Source organism: Pseudomonas sp. HMSC057H01, from assembly GCF_001836405.1.
Classification (GTDB): Bacteria; Pseudomonadota; Gammaproteobacteria; order Pseudomonadales; family Pseudomonadaceae; genus Pseudomonas; species Pseudomonas aeruginosa.
This window is the reverse complement of the sequence record NZ_KV828498.1, coordinates 68,610-85,337: the sequence shown is the minus strand read 5'-3', so window position 1 is coordinate 85,337 and position 16,728 is coordinate 68,610. Positions and strand designations below refer to the sequence as shown.

Below are 16,728 nucleotides of genomic sequence, written 5' to 3'. Positions count from 1 at the left end.
GTCGACGACCTGCGGCACCTTCTGCGAGGATGGGCTCCCGGGAAAAGGAGCCCTCGCATGTTCATACTGCCGATTTCGTCCGACCTGCACCTGGAGCTGCTCGACCAGCCGCGCGCCGAGGAACTGTTCCGCCTGGTGCGCGCCAACAGCGAGCACCTGGCGCCCTGGATGCCGTGGGTGCCACTGACGCAGAGCGCGGACGATACCCGCCGTTTCATTGGCGAAGGCCAGCGGTTGTGGGCGGAGCGCAGGAGTTGCCGCTGCGGGATCGTCGAATCCGGATGCCTGGTCGGCGTCATCGACCTGCACGATTTCACCGAGGACAGCCGCAGCGCCAGCATCGGCTACTGGCTGGCGGCGTCCGCGCAAGGGCGCGGGCTGCTCGCCAGGGCGCTGGGGAAGACGATCGAGCAGGGTTTCCTTGGCTACGACCGGCAGCGCCTGGTGATCCGCTGTTCCACCGAGAACCTGCGCAGCCAGCGCGCCGCCGAGCGCCAGGGCTTCCGGCGCGACGGAGTGATCCGGGCCAACGAGATCATCGCCGGGCGTGCCCACGACCATGCGATCTACACGCTGTTGCGCAGCGAATGGCACGCTGCGCACGCCTGAGTGGCCCCGGGCGAATGCCCGGGGCGTGAGCGCGGCTGGCGTTCAGGGCAGCTCGCTGCTGGCGTAGAAGGCGCCGAGCACCTTGACCAGGTGCGCCAGGTCATGGCTGCCGGCCAGCTCGCGAATCGAGTGCATGGCGAAGGTCGGCAGGCCTATGTCGACGGTGCGCACGCCGACCTGGCTGGCGGTGATCGGGCCGATGGTCGAGCCGCATCCCATGTCGCTGCGGGTCACGAAGCTCTGCACCGGCACTTCGCTGTCCTGACAGAGGTGGCGGAAGAAGCCGGCGGTTTCGCTGTTGGTGGCATAGCGCTGGTTGCTGTTGATCTTGATCACCGGACCGCCGTTCAGCGCCGGGCCATGGTTGGCGTCGTGCTTGTCGGCGTAGTTCGGGTGTACGCCATGGGCGTTGTCGGCCGAGACCAGCAGCGAGCGCTGGATCGCCCGGCTGAAGGCGTCGCCTTCCGGCAGCAGGCGGCGCAGTACCTGTTCGAGGAACGGACCGTCGGCGCCGCAATGCGAACAGGAACCGACTTCCTCGTGGTCGGTGCAGACCAGGATGCAGTTCTCGTCGCCTTCGGCGTTGAGCAGGGCTTCCAGGCCGGCGTGGCAGGACAGCAGGTTGTCCAGGCGCGCCCCGGCGATGAACTCGTCGTTGAGGCCTACCACCGCGGCGGACTGGGTGTCGTAGAACGACAGCTCGTAGTCCAGTACCACGTCGGCGGTGATGCCGTGCTCGCGCAGCAGCTGTTCGTCGAGCAGCAGGCGGAAGTCGGCGGCCTCGCCCGGCGCCAGTTGGGCGATGATCGGCGGCAGTTCGTTCTGCGCGTTGATCGGCCAACCCTCGTTGGCGGCGCGGTTGAGATGGATGGCCAGGTTGGGGATTACCGCGATGGCCTTGCGGAAGTCGACCAGGCGGCTTTCCAGCTTGCCATTGGCGCGGAAGGTGACGCGCCCGGCCAGTGACAGGTCGCGGTCGAACCAGGGGGCGAAGAGGGCGCCGCCATAGACTTCGACGCCGAGCTGGAGGAAGCCGTTGCGAGCGATCTCCGGGTTCGGCTTGACCCGCAGGCAGGGGCTGTCGGTGTGCGCGCCGACCAGGCGGAAGCCGCTTTCCAGGGGCGAGCGACGGCCCAGGCGGATGGCGATCAGCGACGAGTCGTTACGGGTCACGTAGTAGCGGCCGCCGGCTTCGGTGTGCCAGGCGTCGCGCTCGTCGAGGCGGCGGTAGCCGGCGGCTTCCAGGCGGCGGGCGAGGCTGGCGGTAGCATGGAAAGGCGTGGGCGAGGCCTTGAGGAAATCGATCAGGCCCTGGTTGAGTTCTGCGCGCATAGTGGCTCCGGACGGCAATCCATGCAGTCTATCGTATTGTCCTACGGGGTTCAGGTCGTTGGCGGCGGGGCCGGCCAGAAAAAGCGGAAGCTGGTCGTTGTATGGCAAGACGGGGTACCGGAAATCGGCGGGGAAGGCTCAGAACGGCGCCGGCGACTCGAAGCGCAGGCGTTCGCCGCTCTGCGGATGGGTCAGGCACAGCAGGCTGGCGTGCAGGCACAGGCGTTCGTGGGCGGCGAGGGCTTCGGGGTTGGCGTAGAGGCGGTCGCCGAGCAGCGGATGGCCGATGGAGAGCATGTGCACGCGCAACTGGTGCGAACGGCCGGTGATCGGCGTCAGCTCGACCCTGCTCCAGCGCTCATGACGCTCGACCACACGCCAGAAGGTCAGGGCGTGGCGGCCGTGCTCGAAGTCCACCACGTGACGCGGCTTGGTCGGCGGGTCGTAGCGCAGCGGCAGTTCGATGCGCCCGCTGTCCAGTTCCGGCAGGCCCCAGCAAAGGGCGGTATAGGCTTTCTCGGTCTCGCGGTCGTGGAACTGGCGGGACAGCTCGCGGTGGCTGTCGGCGTCGCGGGCGAGCACCATCAGGCCGGAGGTTTCCCAGTCCAGGCGGTGGACGATGCGGGCCTCGGGATAGCCGTTTTCCTGCAGGCGGGTGACCAGGCAGTCCTTGTTGTCATCGGCGCGGCCGGGCACCGACAGCAGCAGGGTGGGCTTGTCGACCACCAGCAGGGCGTCATCCTGGTGAACGATTCGAATCTGGGACAGCGGCATAGCGAACGGGCTCATCGCCGGGAGGCGGCAGGGAGCCTGGCGGGCAGGCTCGGTGAAACGACTGCGGCGGCCAATGGCCGCCGCAGTATGGACCCTGGGCGAATCAACGATCCGGCAGGGTGATGTTGAGTTCCAGGATCGAGCAGTTGCCCTGGTTCTCCAGTTCCACCTGGATCTGCTCCTGGTCGATCGGTACGTACTTGCGGATCACTTCCAGCAGGTCTTTCTGCAACTGGGGCAGATAATCCGGCTGTGCGCGCTGGCCACGTTCGTGGGCAACGATGATCTGCAGTCGTTCTTTCGCGATGGAAGCGCTGTTCTGCGATTTCCGACTGCGAAAGAAGTCTAAAAGGCTCATTCACGTCCTCCGAACAGTCTTTGCAGGAATCCTTTCTTCTGCACATCGAGGAATCGATGCGGTATTTCCTTGCCGAGCAGGCGGTCGACCGCATCGCTGTACGCCTGGCCGGCGTCGCTCTGCTCGTCGAGGATCACCGGCACGCCCTGGTTCGACGCCTTGAGCACGGCCTGGGATTCCGGGATCACCCCGAGCAGGCGGATGGCGAGGATTTCCTCGACGTCGTCGACGCCGAGCATCTCGCCCTTGGTGACGCGCTCCGGGTTGTAGCGGGTCAGCAGCAGGTGTTCCTTGATCGGCTCCTCGCCTTTCTCGGCGCGCTGCGACTTGCTTGCCAGCAGGCCGAGCATGCGGTCGGAGTCGCGTACCGAGGAAACCTCGGGGTTGGTCACGACGATCGCTTCGTCGGCGAAGTACATGGCCAGGTGGGCGCCTTTCTCGATGCCCGCCGGGGAGTCGCAGATGATGTATTCGAAGTCCTTGCGCAGCTCGGCCATGACTTTCTCGACGCCTTCCTTGGTCAGGGCGTCCTTGTCGCGGGTCTGGCTGGCGGCCAGGACATGCAGGTTCTCGAGGCGCTTGTCCTTGATCAGGGCCTGGGTGAGGGTGGCCTCGCCGTTGACGACGTTGACGAAGTCGTACACCACGCGGCGTTCGCAGCCCATGATCAGGTCGAGGTTACGCAGGCCGACGTCGAAGTCGACGATGACGGTCTTGAAACCGCGCAAGGCCAGGCCGGTGCCGATAGCTGCGCTGGTGGTGGTTTTACCGACGCCACCCTTACCGGAAGTGACTACGAGAATTTTGGCCAAGGTGATTCACCCCAATGAAAAACGTAAGAATTCTGGTCCCTGAAAGTGGCGGCAGTATCCGTTAAAGGCGGGTGATGTTCAACACGTCACCCGACAGGCTGACGTGCACTGCCTTGCCCCACTGCGGGCTGCGTCGCAGGTCCTCCGCGACCTTGTAGTTACCGGCGATGGAGACCAGTTCGGCGGCCAGCTGCTGGCAGAAGATTCGCGCCGTGGCGTCGCCTTTCACGCCGGCCAGTGCGCGTCCGCGCATCGGGCCGTACACATGGATGTTTCCGTCGGCGAGAAGTTCCGCGCCGGGACTGACCGCGGCCAGCACGATCAGGTCGCCGCCGGCGGCGTAGATCTGCATGCCGCCGCGCACCGGAGTCTTCACCACCTTGGTCGGGCGGCTGACGGGGTCGGCGGGCTTCTCTTCCGCCTTGGCCGGCTCGGGCCTGGCTTCACCGGCGCTCGGGCTGGGCTCTTCGGCAGGCTTGCGCGGGGCGCTGTCCTTGATGTCCAGCGGTCGTTCGCGGGCGCCCGAGGGCGGCAGCACCGGCAGGTCCAGGGCCTGGGCGGCGGCGATGTCCTCCTCGCGCCCGGCGCGGATCGCCAGGGTGCGCAGGCCGTGGCGGCGACAGACCTCGAGGAGCGCCGGCAGGTCAAGGCGGCCTTCGCCTTCGGGCAGCTTGTCGAGGGCCATGACCAGGGGGGTGTCGCGGAAGAAGTTGGGCGCTTGCGCCACCTTGTCGGCGAGTTGCCGTTCGAGCCTCGCCAGGTCGTTGTGCGCCAGTTCGAGGATGGTCACCGCGAGCATGCTGCCCTTGAGCTGGAATACGGGGTCTTGATCGAGGAGGTCGGCTTGGCTCATGGGGCTTGTCGGTCGTTGAATTGCAGGGACTTATAACGAGAACGCCGGATGCCCGCAAGCGTGGCAGATAGCCGGGGCGGCATCGATCGGCAACGCGGCGTCCCGCCGGGACGGCGGGCAGGGTAGAATGGCGGGCTTTGATCGTCGTCGGAACCGTCCATGGATCGCCCCCGTTTCTCCAGCGCTTTCCTCCATCCCCGCTACTGGCCGCTCTGGTTCGGTCTGGGGCTGCTCTGGCTGGTGGTGCAGTTGCCGTATCCCGTCCTGCTGATGCTCGGCCGTGGCCTGGGGGCGCTGATGTACCGCTTGGTCGGCTCGCGCCGCGAGATTGCCGCGCGCAACCTCGAACTGTGCTTTCCGGAAAAGTCGCCCGCCGAACGCGAGCGTCTGCTGAAGGAGAACTTCGCCTCCAGCGGCATCGCCTTCTTCGAGATGGCCATGAGCTGGTGGTGGCCGAAGGCGCGCCTGGCCCGTCTTGCCCATATAGAAGGCCTGGAGCATCTGCGCGAGGCCCAGGCCAAGGGCGAGGGGGTGATCCTCATGGCCCTGCATTTCACCACCCTGGAGATCGGCGCGGCGCTGCTCGGCCAGGTGCACACCATCGACGGCATGTACCGTGAGCACGACAACCCGGTGTTCGACTACATCCAGCGCCGTGGCCGCGAGCGGCATAACCTCGATGCCACCGCCATCGAGCGCGAGGACGTGCGCTCGATGCTCAAGGTGCTGCGTGGCGGCCGCGCCATCTGGTACGCACCGGACCAGGACTACGGCGCCAAGCAGAGCCTGTTCGTGCCGCTGTTCGGCATCCCGGCGGCCACCGTCACCGCCACTACCAAGTTCGCCCGCCTGGGCCGGGCGCGGGTGTTGCCGTTCACCCAGAGCCGCCTGGCCGATGGCAGCGGTTATCGCCTGACCATCCACCCGCCGCTGGAGGACTTCCCCGGCGAGAGCGAGGAAGCCGATTGCCTGCGGATCAACCAGTGGGTCGAGCGCTGCGTGCGCCAGCAGCCCGAGCAGTACCTGTGGGCGCACCGGCGTTTCAAGACCCGCCCGCCAGGCGAAGCCAAGCTCTATCCGAAACGGCGCAAGCGCTGAGGACGGGCATTCCGGACGCGCGCGGGGTCTGGCTATACTCGCCGCAGTTCATGACGGAAGCCCCGCTGTGTCCGATCCCCTTGCCCCACGTCCGCCGCTCACCGGCCTGATCCTTTCCGGGGGCGGCGCCCGCGCGGCCTACCAGGTCGGCGTCCTGGCCGCCATCGCCGACCTGCTGCCGGACAGCGCCGGCAATCCTTTCCCGGTCATCGTCGGTACCTCCGCCGGCGCCATCAACGCCGTTGGCCTGGCTTGCGGCGCCCTGCAATTCCGCCAGGCGATCCAGCGCCTGACCGCGGTCTGGCAGGGATTCCGCACCGAACATGTCTATCGCAGCGACTGGCCGGGCGTGACCCGCCAGGCCTCGCGCTTCCTCGGCCATAGCCTGCTCGGCCTGGGGCGGCGGGTGCCGGTGGCGTTGCTGGACAACCGGCCGTTGCATGAGCTGCTGGCACGTGAGCTGGATTTTTCCGGGATTCATGCGGCGGTGCGCCAGCGCCAGTTGCGCGCGGTGGCGGTGACCGCGTTCGGCTACGAGTCGGGGCAGGCGGTGACCTTCTACCAGGGGCGCGCGACCATCGATCCCTGGGTACGCCATCGGCGCCTGGGCATTCCCACCCGCCTGGAGCTTCGGCACCTGCTGGCCAGCGCGGCGATTCCGCTGCTGTTCCCGCCGGTGCGGATCAACCGCGAATACTTCGGCGACGGCGCGGTGCGTTCCCAGGCGCCCATCAGTCCGGCGTTGCACCTGGGCGCCACGCGGGTGCTGGTGATCGGCGTCAGCGGCAACCCGGCCACCGGTGGCGACAGTGCCATGACCGGCCTGCCGCCGTCCGACCGACCGCCGAGCCTGGCGCAGATCGGCGCCCACCTGTTGAACAGCACCTTCATCGACAGTCTGGAAGGCGACATCGAGCAGTTGCAGCGGATGAACCAGATCGGCCAGTTGGTGGCGCCGGAGGTGCGCCGCCAGGCGGGTGGGCTGGAGCCGGTGGAGGTATTGCTGGTGTCGCCGAGCCGGCCGCTGGACGAGATCGCCGCGCGGCACTACCGGGAGCTGTCGCGGGTGCTGCGGCTTTTCCTGCGCGGTCCCGGAGCGACCCGCGCCAGCGGGGCGGGGGTATTGAGCTACCTGTTGTTCGAGCGCGGCTATTGCAGCGAACTGATCGAACTGGGCTACCACGATGCGATGGGCAAGCGGGCGGAACTGGAGCGCTTCCTGCGGATCGAGCGGTAAACCTTATTCAGGACGGGACAGGCGGAAGGAAAAAGCCGCCCCGAAGGGCGGCTCGCGCACGGCTCAGACGGCCAGGACACCGTCGCGATAGTCGCGTAGCGCCTGCTCGATTTCCTCGCGGCTGTTCATCACGAACGGACCGTACTGGACGATCGGCTCGCGCAACGGCTTGCCGGCGAGCACCAGTACCCGGGCGCCGGCTTCGCTGCGCAGGCTCAGTTCCCCTTCTTCGGACAGCCGAGCCAGGCGATTGGTGGCGATTTCCACCGGGCGTTCGCCTTCCACCGTCAGGCTGCCTTCGTAGACGTACAGCAGCACGCGATGGCCGTCCGGCAGGCGCGGGGCGATGCGGCCGCCGGCAGGCAGTTGCAGGTCGTAGTAGTGCGGCTCGGTGTCCGGCCTTTCCACGGCGCCGATCTGCTGCGCCTGGCCGTCGTCGAAGCGACCGGCGATCACCGTGACCTTCACGCCTCCGGCGGTTTCCAGGCGTGGCACGTCTTCCGGCTCGATATCGCGATAGCCGGCTGGGGCCAGCTTGTTCTTCGCCGGCAGGTTGACCCACAGCTGGAAGCCACGCATCGCGCCTTCCACCTGTTCCGGCATCTCGCTGTGGATGATGCCGTGGGCGGCGGTCATCCACTGTACGCCGCCGGGCTTGAGCAGGCCGCGATTGCCGAGGTGGTCTTCGTGGCGCATGCGTCCTTCGAGAAAGAAGACTCAAGATGGATATGAGAATCTGCTTTCTCGAAGAGCGTTACTCCTCTGGCCACCTCCTTCGAAGCCCGGCTTCGTAGAGCTTCACGGTAGGCCTCGAAGGCCTCTACAGACTCCTTCATCCTCCGGATATCGCCCATGGTCTTCCGGTGGGCCCTGTGCAGCGACCACACAAGGATGAGGCATAGGAAGAGGCTGAGTTTGACTAGACCTATTTCAGCCATTCGTAGTCTCCTTTGCCATCTGGTTGTATGCGACCCTCCCGGATAGCTTGCCGTAGCTCCTCGTAGGTGAAGCGAGCGGAGTAGGGAGCCGAGCCAGCGTCCAGCCGAAGGGGATGACAGGACAGAATAACCTGTAGACCTCGTTCCTTGGCACGCTCTTGGAAGAGAGGGTCCAGCACGGAACGAGTGAACTGACAGGAATCCAAACCATCATCATCCCGCACAAACCGGGCAAATTCAGTGGAGAGGCAGGCATCGCCCGGAGGGCAGGTAGTGAGGAGGAGTAGAGCGATTTCCTTAAGCATCCTACTGACTCCTTGCTGGTCCAATGCCCAGCTCAGCACGGGGCACATCGGCGGAAAGCTGACCCCTGCGTGCACTCTCAGGAGTAACCATGCAATGGAAGACCATAGACCTAACCCTCTCACTCTTAGAAGACGGAGCGGCTTGTGCCAGCTTCATACGAGTGTCCTCACAGAACGTTTGAGCAGAGGAACCGCCACCGAAGTAACGGGAATGCTCAGACACAGTGCAGATATCAGAAGCGGGAGGGCAGGTAGTAACAATCAGAGAGATTACAACTGGAGCTAGAGAGGCCATAGGGGCTCCTTGAGTAGGAAGGTGAACGGAGAGCAGAGAGCAAGGTCTATGGCTGCCGCCATGCCATGCACTCCTTATTAGAAGCCACCTCGACAGGGATAACCTGAAGGTCGAACCGGCGTGAAACATCCTGCTGGAGGATGAAGTCGATACGCCCCGTCAGTGTGTCCTCTGCTATGAGCTTCTGAGCCTTTGTGAGGCCAACAGCGCTAGCTGTGATATGGCTTGCCTTAACTTTGTCCTTCCCGGACTCAAACCCGAAGAGGTATCCGCCTGTAGCGGAGGCTCCGGCGATAACCAAGACAAGACCAATTACGGATGGGATGGATAGAGTGTGATGTGTTGTGTTTTTCATAGACCCTCCGTGTCTAGTAGAGAGGTAGAATAATCTCTACCTGTGTAGCGGATGAACCAATCAGCCTATCACTCTTTAGCTGACCGCTGAAAGGCTCAAGACTCCAAACACATAACCCGCCGAGCATTCGCTCTAGCTTCTTCACCCGGGCTATCGCCCCTCCCTGAACTACCAACATCCCGGAAGACAACTTATCGACTGGCCGTCGAGTGTGTTGTGTGTGAACTACCGGCGTTGCCCGGCTCAAAGCTCGCGCTTTGTTCATAGACATTTCCTCTGATTTGTGAAAGAGCATTTCCCCGGAAGGGGAGACTGTAGTGTGAGGATTCGTGTCTTGTGTGTCAACCGACAGGTTGATACGGAATGGATTTCACACAACATGCGGAGCATGAAATCTGCTTATTTTTGAGGGTGCCTGATGGGCTGAAAGCCCCATGGATAAAGGCTTACAGAGGATTACACATCACAATGCGCAGAGATCGAATCTCTTCTACCTGCACAAGGGAACTTTTCTGATCCTCAGAAACGACAAAGCCCGCTTGATAGCGGGCTCAGACTGCACACAGAAGAGGGGAATCTAGAGAGTGCGGATATCTCAGGATAGCGGAGCTATCGAGGAGACCCTTCCCTCCGGGAGGAGTAGACCCCACGGGCTTTCAGCCCCACCAAGCCTATCCTGCACATACAATCAAAATCACCTAACAACCACTCAGAACAAAGCTCTACCAACGGAGCTAGGCTCCGTGTCTACCTGTTGTAAGCTCCGCTTACGTGTGTAGACCACTTGTAACCTGTCGGTTACGACAGAAGATCAAAAGCTTTTGGTTTGGGTGTGATTGATGTATGATTGCGGGAGCAATCCTGTAAGCTCTACGTGAGCGAAGCTTACGTGTATACCTAAAAGCATTTTACTCTGAGTGCGAAAAGCTGTAAATCAGATATGCGACAAGCACTTATAGAATTGCGACCCTGTGTGGGGATTTATAGATTTGCGACGCTGATTTACAAATAAGCGACATATACATATATACAATCTATATACACAGAGTTGTATAACATCCCTACAGAACCCAATCCCCCGCCAGAAATAAGACTGCACTTGTAGGGCAATCCCTAATTTCCTCCGGAAAAATAATGGCACACTAAGTGGAGAGCGCTTGGTCTGCTGGGAAAATAATAGGAAGAGGTTGTTACGGATAAATGCTGGTTCTATTTCCGAGCTACTTAACCACGAGCCCACTAAGCCTTCCTAACCTCTAGTAAATCTAAAATAAGGGTTAGCCGTGGGTTATTCTTGCTGAGAAGGCTCAGAAAGCGAGATTTAAACGCTTCATCAGACGAGAAACAGCAATCGGAGTCCACTCACAGCCACGGGCCGTAGCCACCTTCCTACCATTCAAGCAATCAGCCATCGATTGTAGAGTGTTGCAGCCCCTGAACAGGCAGGATTCGAAGTCAGACCTAACGGACTCAGCGAAGGTGTCAGCCTTGTGTGTTAAGGCCTCGCGGCCTTTGGCTCTGATGGCGTCTGTATGGCCCTTGGAGAGTGCTTCGTCTCTACGGGCTACCTTAGCCTTACTCTCTTCACAACCACTCTCAGCCCGCTCCTTGAGGGCTTGCAGGGCGTCCTTGGTACGCTGACGAATAAACTGGCGCTCCTGTTCTGCGAGAGCAGCGAAGAGGTGGAGCTGGAAAGCATCCGCTTTCGGCATGGTGGCCACTTTGATAGTGGTTTGCTTCATCAGAGCGGCTACGTGCTCAACATCACGGCCAATACGGTCTAGCTTCGCTACCACGACAGGCAGCCCAGAGGCGATAGCCTGAGACATTACAGGCCGCTCCTCCGGAGCCACGGAGCCACTGATAGCCTCGACATACCATTCGACCACTTCCCAGCCTTCAGCCTTAGCGGCTGCGAGGATGTACTCCCGTTGGGCTTCCAGCCCCAAGCCGGAGGCTTCCTGTTTGGAAGTGGATACTCGCTGGTATGCAACTACTTTCATCGGGGAACCTCCTTCTGTTGAATGAGACTCCACTTTACAGCTTTCGCTGTGGATTATCAAGGTAGAGACGCCCGTCTCTGGAATGATAAAGCATAGAGAAATAGATGAACGGTAGTTGATTTGTGTGGGTTGTTTGTGTTGGGGAGAAGCGGGAGCTTCTGAGGCTTGCTGTTGTGTTGCTGGGGAGGGGATTACACTCGAAAGCTATCGCTTTCTGCTTACACAATCGGGCTCAAGCCCTAGTGAGACTAAGCTTAGAGAGGAGTACCGCCGAGACCGTTCCGTCTCTAGCTACACGACTCGGGTTTAGGCCACACTAGGCCATATCAAGCCACACTAAGCCACCATATCTAGTTCTTCCCACAAATCCCAATCATCCTTATGCGCTTGAGCATAATCGCGGCTAGAAACGGCCTTCAGAGCCTTAACGGCGAATGCCACTTCTGCACCGTGTAGAGCGTCAAAGACGGCCTTGATAGCGGAGCTAGGGACATTCTTGGCCTGAGTGGTGACCATGCCTCTACCTAGGTCGATCACGTCATCTTCAGCCACTTCAGCCAGAGCCTTGGTTAGAGCGGCTAGCTCTGGGGAGTAGGCCTGTAGGCGTTCGCACTCTCCATGAAGAACATCGATCACGCGGACAACATCAGCCGAAGGCTTGAAGCCGGGCTTACCCTTCACTTGTGCAACCAGACCAGAGATAACGACAGAGGAGAGCTTGTCTAGATCGCTATGGCTCTTCATCTCTGGCTTGATCTCTACAAGAGCTTCCCAATGCTGCTGTAGGAACAGGACATTCTTGAAGCGTTGGGTAGGTTGCAGGTTGGCCAGAGCGGAGAACTCGGCTACTACGGCCTTCCCTAGATACTTCACAATGCGTTCTGTGATCTCGGAGGAGGCTGCGTCCTTGGACACACGTAGAGACTTCTTGAGGGAGGCTCTATCAATGGATACTCCAGACCCGAAATGTCGATTGCCATGAGCCTTGTTCAAGGCGGCGGGAGCAATCACTAGGTTGTCAGCACGGAGTAGGCCTAGACGCTCTCCAGCTACAGGGTAGATGTGGCACAGATCGAAGGTGCGGACAGCCCCAAAGCGGTTGAAACGTAGGCGGTCGCTGTAGACATAGTGAAGGGCCATCAAGGAATCAACATCGTGGTTGTGCAGGATTTCTAGAGTGCCGGCCCGTTTGCATTCAGCAGCGAGGAAGTGGAAGAAGGCGCTCTTGTGGGCGTTGTCTAGACGCTTCTGTTCTCGCTCCTTGGCTCGCTCGGCGGATACCTTCCGCACCTTTATGGAGTCTTTGCATGTAGCGGAGCAGTAGAGCTTGCCCGGGTGAGAAGGCTTCACAGTGAAGCGCTTAGAGCAGCCTTTGGCCTTGCATGTGCGTTGTTTCTGTGTGGATGGCTTACGTGTTGTGTTGGGTGTTGCGGTCACGGCTAATAGCTCCCTCTAGGACGCTGGATTGTTGAGTGGTGGGGGTTGTGTTGGTGCTGTGTTCTGTGCCCTGTGTGGGCTTGTGTGTCAGCCGGCAGGCTGGCGAGCAGTAAGGCTTGGGCTTCTTACGGGAAAAGAGCTTCCCGCAAGCCCGGCAAGTGCAGGTCTTGTGCATGGATTCCTCTGGTGTTGGGGGAGTTGTGTGAGCATGCGGGAGCATGCTGAGGAGGCTTGACAACTGGAACGCCGTCAGGTAGTGCCTCAATTTACTCTGGACGAGTAATAACCTCTGCTGTAAATCGGCAGATTTAAACTAGAGTTGTCCCTAGTTACTCCTATTGTATCATGCGTTACGCGCTTGTCAATAGGCGTAACAAGTAACCGTAACAAATACCGGATGAACGGTAGGAATATGGTAGCGAATCGCTACGATGCAAAAAGACTGATCCTCGCGGATCTAAATATCGACGAACGGTAGTTGACCTACAGTTTCGGATATGATAATGACCGTTGGTCTGAGAAATATGCAAAAATCTGCAAAAATTATTGATTTCGGGGAAGTAGTCCGGCCTAACACCCCAGCCCCATTGTGGCTATAAAGGGTCGTTCCTCTTCAATGCTATTTGAAGCTCCGCTTCAGCCACAATCGCCCTTCGGGCTCCTCGCAATCTCGCCACGTTATCACAGGCCGGGAAGGGAATACCCTATAGAGCGGTAGCTCTGAACAGTAGGTATGTAGAGGGCTCTCGCCCATATCCAACAAACCAATACAAACAAAACCTATACAAGAACCAAACCAGAGACGTTCCGTCTCCAGCAAATCAACAATCAATCATCGCTGATTGCAAACCAGATAAACTTAAGCCTCTGGCTTGAGAGGTGCAGTCATCACTTGCAAACTCCCGTTCGCAGCGAAGATCAGAAATGAAACCGTAGTTTCATATAGGTTATTCACTCGAAAACGGCAGTTTTCAACTATGGAAACCTAACCGGAGGTTACAAGCAAAGCTTCGCTTTGAATCGGAGATTCATTCTTTTCTTTTGGTTTGGGTTGATTGGTTGTGAGAGATTGGAGCTAGCCGGAGGCTATGGGTTGGGCTGGAGCTTGAGAGATATATCCCACTGTCGTCAACTGTCGTTGACAAGGAATTACACTCGAAAGCTATCGCTTTCTGCTTACAGAAAAGGACTCTAGCCTTAGTGGCACTAAGCTTAGCGCAGTTCGTCCCGGAGACCGAGACTCCTTTACCTACTCAGCAGAGTTCTTCCAATAGCTCCGCTATGATCTTCTGCACAACTTGAGGAGGTAGTCCCGGGAAGAGTGCGAGAGCTATTGCCTAGCCTTGCTATTCCCAATATCTAACAGGCACAGAAAAGCCCGCCGAGCATAAGCAGGGCGGGCCGTCTATCACTAGATCACAGATATTATCGCCTTTCGTAGAAGGCTCGGATGATCTCATCCCAGTCTCCGGGGCGAGGAGCATCACCATAACGCTGACCCTCTCCGGGCAGCACATAGAACAGCTTGAATGCACTAGCAAGAGACAGAGGGTCGTCCTTCAGTTTATCAGTGGGGGATACTCCTAGCTCAACATTGATCGGCTTGAGCAGGAAGTATCCCGGTAGCTCTGTGTTGGGAATATCCGCTAGCAGCGGGTATTGAGACACTAGGGTAATTCCGGAATAGATAGGGGATTCGTCATCCCTCAGCACATCCATATGCCACAAAGCAGCACGGCTATTCCAGTATAGGCGGATACCAAGAGACTGACCGCCTAGGGCAGTGGAATATCGATAGTTTGTAGAGTCTGTGAAGAGAGGAAGTTCGTAGACTGTAGTTGTAGCCATGTTTCGTCCTATAGGAGAGTGCTCTACAAGGCCTCTATTAGGCCCGTAGAGAAGAGTTTGATTGCAAGGAATAGCGAGGCTTAGGGAGACCCCTGAAAGGCGCCTGTAGCGCCTCCTAGGAGCTTCCTGAGCTTAGTAGGGTTAATAGGCCTTATCGATTGTTACAGCCCGCTTCTTGAACTCGGCAATAATTTCAGCCAAGAAGGCAGGGCGGAACCTCATAGCGTCTTTACGGCTATTGAATCTACCTCTATGGGAATGAGAGCCGACGATTGGAGTCTGCTCCTCCAGAGCGTAGAGAGCTGCACCGAGGTAATCGCTTGTGTACGGATACACAACATCCATTCGCTCTAGGAGAGCTTCGAAGTCTTCCCGGTTGTAGTAGGTGGCTGCGGAGGCTTCAGCCTCAACCTCAGTTAGGATATCCCACAATGCTTGGGCATACTCCGGAGCGACTACACAGGTAGTAGCCTGCCACACATCAGGCTTAAGGCCTGTAGCGTAGTTAGCTTGATAAATGGGTGTACGAATGCGGAATGTGTCCGCGCTTGGTTTTGTAGAGAACATTAGAAATCCTTATTGTTGTTCTATTGTGGATTAGGGTTGAGGGACGGACGTTGTTCCGCCTCCCGGCATAACCCCTCCGTGTTTGTGAGTGCTGAACTGAATTCCGTTGAATGTGGATTCACCAGTCTGCACATAGTTGCCGCTGTGTGTGATGTTGCCTGTCCATGTAGTGTTAGCGGCTTCAACCTTGAGGGTTTGAGTCTTCACACTGACAGAAGGGGACTCAACATTCACAGCGAGCGGGCTCTTCAGAGTTAGGCTCCCGTCCTTGCCTAGACGCACCTCAACTTCATTCCCTGTTCCTTTGTTGTGAGTTACAACTAGGTCTTGTGGGTTGTGTGGATTGGTGCGAGTAGCTGGGGAGTTAGCCTTAGCCCCGAATGGGAATAGGCCCGGGATAGCAACAGCATCTTGAAGATGGAAGCGACGGGCTGTGTATGGGGTCTTCTCATGAGCATTAGTGCCAGTGCCCTCGATAAATCTATCGATATCCAATTGAGAGAAGACAAGCATCACAAAATCCCCAGCCTCTACCGGGTAGCTAATCAGACTCTTGGAGCCCCCTAGCATCAGTACAGGGACGTTTAGGATTGTTGGGATTGGCTGGCTATCTCCATCCTTGCGGAGAATGTCAATCACTGGTTGCACGTCTACCCTAAGCTCTTCTTGTGAGGCTACTCTCAATACCCGGGCTGGCATGCAAGTTTTGAGTTGTTCTAGAAGGTAATCATTACCTTGAGAGTTAATCCCGACCATTGGAGATTCCTCGCTGTCTCAGTTTCTCCCGGGCCTTCTTCTCCTTGAGGATAGGATTGTCTGGTTTGCACACAGGGCAATGGTAGGTAGGGATAAAGGTTGTAAAAGTGACTCCGCACTTACGGCAGATTATAGTTTTCATATAGGCTCCAAGGCTTAGTTGATTTGAGTAATGTCAGAGTCAATCTCTGTAGCTTCGATGTGCATATACCAAGCATTCCCCCGCCAGTCTCCCTCGAAAGTGATCTTGGCAACACGGTAGAAGCCTGTATGCATCTGAGACTCCACACGGATAATCCCGGCTGGCCTCACTTGAGGGTTAATCAGGGATGTAACTCTGATCCCCGGCTTGGCCTTCTTGTCCTTGGCTGTAGCTCTCTGGTTTCTTGTGAGAGAGCGGGGGCTTCCCACCATTCCAGTCTCTGGAGAGATTAGAGGAGCGGTAGAAGTGTTAGCCTCATATGTGCCGTCCCGGTCTGTAACTGTCAGAGTGTCCCGGGTGATGTTCCACTGGAGGTCATGAGCCTCGCAAATCTGATCTAGGCATTGCCTTGGAGTGCCAGACAAAACATAACCAGACCGACCAGAGGCAAGAGTAGGCGGGAGGGCATATGTGCCTCTAGCAATCCCGGGCATCGCTTCCCGGATAATCTCTAGTGTCTGTTCTACAGGGACGTTAGGAGAGACAGTTTCAGCTAGCCTCACTTGCGTTAGCAGCTTGTGTCCCTCGGCCACTGTAAGCATTGTGACCCATGTAGGACCACTTTTCTCATGCTCCACACTCACTAGGTCAGCATTGATAAGCTCGACTAGGCCAGTAGACCGATAACCCACCTCTAGGCGAATTATCATGCCTTCCTGTAAACTCTCCCGGCTTGTGTGGCTCAGGTTATAAATACGGACAGCACCATTGGAGATACGTTGCTTGCTGTCTGCGTTCTTCTCTACGTTGAAAACAAGCTGCAAAGCATTGTCATCAGAGAACTGGCCTTCATACAGAAGAGCAACCGAAGGGTTGTCGGCTGATTTCTGCACTGTAAGGCGGTAGACTCGATCTTTAAAGATTCGAGGGTTAGACGCATTGTTTACGTCTGTAATAGATTGTTGTTGCGGCATCTTGATTCCTGTTCATTAAGCCCAAGGCAGCCCCG

Annotated in this window: 15 protein-coding genes and 1 pseudogene; 3 read left to right on the top strand and 13 right to left on the bottom strand. The window is 58.6% G+C overall.

Going from position 1 to position 16,728, the window contains the following annotated elements:
- The first annotated feature begins 57 nt into the window (after positions 1-57).
- The gene (locus tag HMPREF2581_RS20150; protein ID WP_003138365.1) at positions 58-609 is read left to right on the top strand and encodes a GNAT family N-acetyltransferase; all 552 of its coding nucleotides are present in this window, start codon (positions 58-60) and stop codon (positions 607-609) included.
- A gap of 42 nt (positions 610-651) precedes the next feature.
- On the opposite strand, the gene HMPREF2581_RS20145 is transcribed toward HMPREF2581_RS20150, so the two are convergent.
- The 5 genes from HMPREF2581_RS20145 to minC form a co-directional block, all read right to left on the bottom strand.
- Complete coding sequence (locus HMPREF2581_RS20145) at positions 652-1,941, bottom strand: M18 family aminopeptidase (protein ID WP_003091583.1); 1,290 nt, start codon at positions 1,939-1,941, stop codon at positions 652-654.
- 138 nt (positions 1,942-2,079) lie between these two features.
- A complete protein-coding gene (locus tag HMPREF2581_RS20140) occupies positions 2,080-2,715 on the bottom strand; it encodes an RluA family pseudouridine synthase (RefSeq protein ID WP_003091582.1) in 636 nt (211 codons plus the stop codon).
- A gap of 103 nt (positions 2,716-2,818) precedes the next feature.
- Positions 2,819-3,073 carry a cell division topological specificity factor MinE gene (gene minE / locus HMPREF2581_RS20135; RefSeq protein ID WP_003091581.1) on the bottom strand — a complete coding sequence of 85 codons (255 nt, stop codon included), beginning with the start codon at positions 3,071-3,073 and terminating at the stop codon, positions 2,819-2,821.
- On the bottom strand, positions 3,070-3,885 hold the full coding sequence (gene minD, locus HMPREF2581_RS20130) for a septum site-determining protein MinD (RefSeq protein ID WP_003091579.1): 816 nt from the start codon (positions 3,883-3,885) through the stop codon (positions 3,070-3,072). The genes minE and minD overlap by 4 nt, the downstream gene beginning before the upstream one ends.
- Before the next feature lie 61 nt (positions 3,886-3,946).
- Positions 3,947-4,738: a septum site-determining protein MinC gene (gene minC / locus HMPREF2581_RS20125; RefSeq protein ID WP_003109174.1), complete on the bottom strand. Its 792-nt coding sequence runs from the start codon at positions 4,736-4,738 to the stop codon at positions 3,947-3,949.
- A 159-nt stretch (positions 4,739-4,897) separates the two neighbouring features.
- On the opposite strand from minC, the gene HMPREF2581_RS20120 reads away from it, so the two are divergent.
- Positions 4,898-5,836, top strand: coding sequence for a lipid A biosynthesis lauroyl acyltransferase (locus HMPREF2581_RS20120; protein ID WP_003091577.1), 939 nt, complete (start codon positions 4,898-4,900; stop codon positions 5,834-5,836).
- A gap of 67 nt (positions 5,837-5,903) precedes the next feature.
- A complete protein-coding gene (locus tag HMPREF2581_RS20115; protein ID WP_003091575.1) occupies positions 5,904-7,073 on the top strand; it encodes a patatin-like phospholipase family protein in 1,170 nt (389 codons plus the stop codon).
- Positions 7,074-7,136: 63 nt separating this feature from the next.
- On the opposite strand, the pseudogene HMPREF2581_RS20110 reads toward HMPREF2581_RS20115, so the two are convergent.
- The 8 genes and pseudogenes from HMPREF2581_RS20110 to HMPREF2581_RS20075 all read right to left on the bottom strand — a co-directional run.
- Positions 7,137-7,787: pseudogene (locus HMPREF2581_RS20110) on the bottom strand (pirin family protein); the annotation flags it as partial.
- A complete protein-coding gene (locus HMPREF2581_RS33035; protein ID WP_124186753.1) occupies positions 7,706-8,011 on the bottom strand; it encodes a hypothetical protein in 306 nt (101 codons plus the stop codon). The gene HMPREF2581_RS33035 and the pseudogene HMPREF2581_RS20110, both read right to left, overlap by 82 nt.
- 2,262 nt (positions 8,012-10,273) lie before the next feature.
- Positions 10,274-10,969 carry a recombinase family protein gene (locus tag HMPREF2581_RS20095; RefSeq protein ID WP_003138368.1) on the bottom strand — a complete coding sequence of 232 codons (696 nt, stop codon included), beginning with the start codon at positions 10,967-10,969 and terminating at the stop codon, positions 10,274-10,276.
- 336 nt (positions 10,970-11,305) lie between these two features.
- Positions 11,306-12,406: a hypothetical protein gene (locus HMPREF2581_RS20090; RefSeq protein WP_003138370.1), complete on the bottom strand. Its 1,101-nt coding sequence runs from the start codon at positions 12,404-12,406 to the stop codon at positions 11,306-11,308.
- 1,425 nt (positions 12,407-13,831) lie between these two features.
- Positions 13,832-14,254, bottom strand: coding sequence for a phage baseplate plug family protein (locus HMPREF2581_RS33865; RefSeq protein WP_371044798.1), 423 nt, complete (start codon positions 14,252-14,254; stop codon positions 13,832-13,834).
- Between the two features lie 141 nt (positions 14,255-14,395).
- Positions 14,396-14,821: a hypothetical protein gene (locus HMPREF2581_RS20080; protein ID WP_031629652.1), complete on the bottom strand. Its 426-nt coding sequence runs from the start codon at positions 14,819-14,821 to the stop codon at positions 14,396-14,398.
- 30 nt (positions 14,822-14,851) lie between these two features.
- Entirely contained in the window at positions 14,852-15,577 is a 726-nt protein-coding gene (locus HMPREF2581_RS32390; protein WP_003138372.1) for a Gp138 family membrane-puncturing spike protein, read from the bottom strand.
- Positions 15,578-15,733: 156 nt separating this feature from the next.
- A complete protein-coding gene (locus tag HMPREF2581_RS20075; protein ID WP_003138374.1) occupies positions 15,734-16,693 on the bottom strand; it encodes a hypothetical protein in 960 nt (319 codons plus the stop codon).
- Positions 16,694-16,728 lie beyond the last annotated feature (35 nt).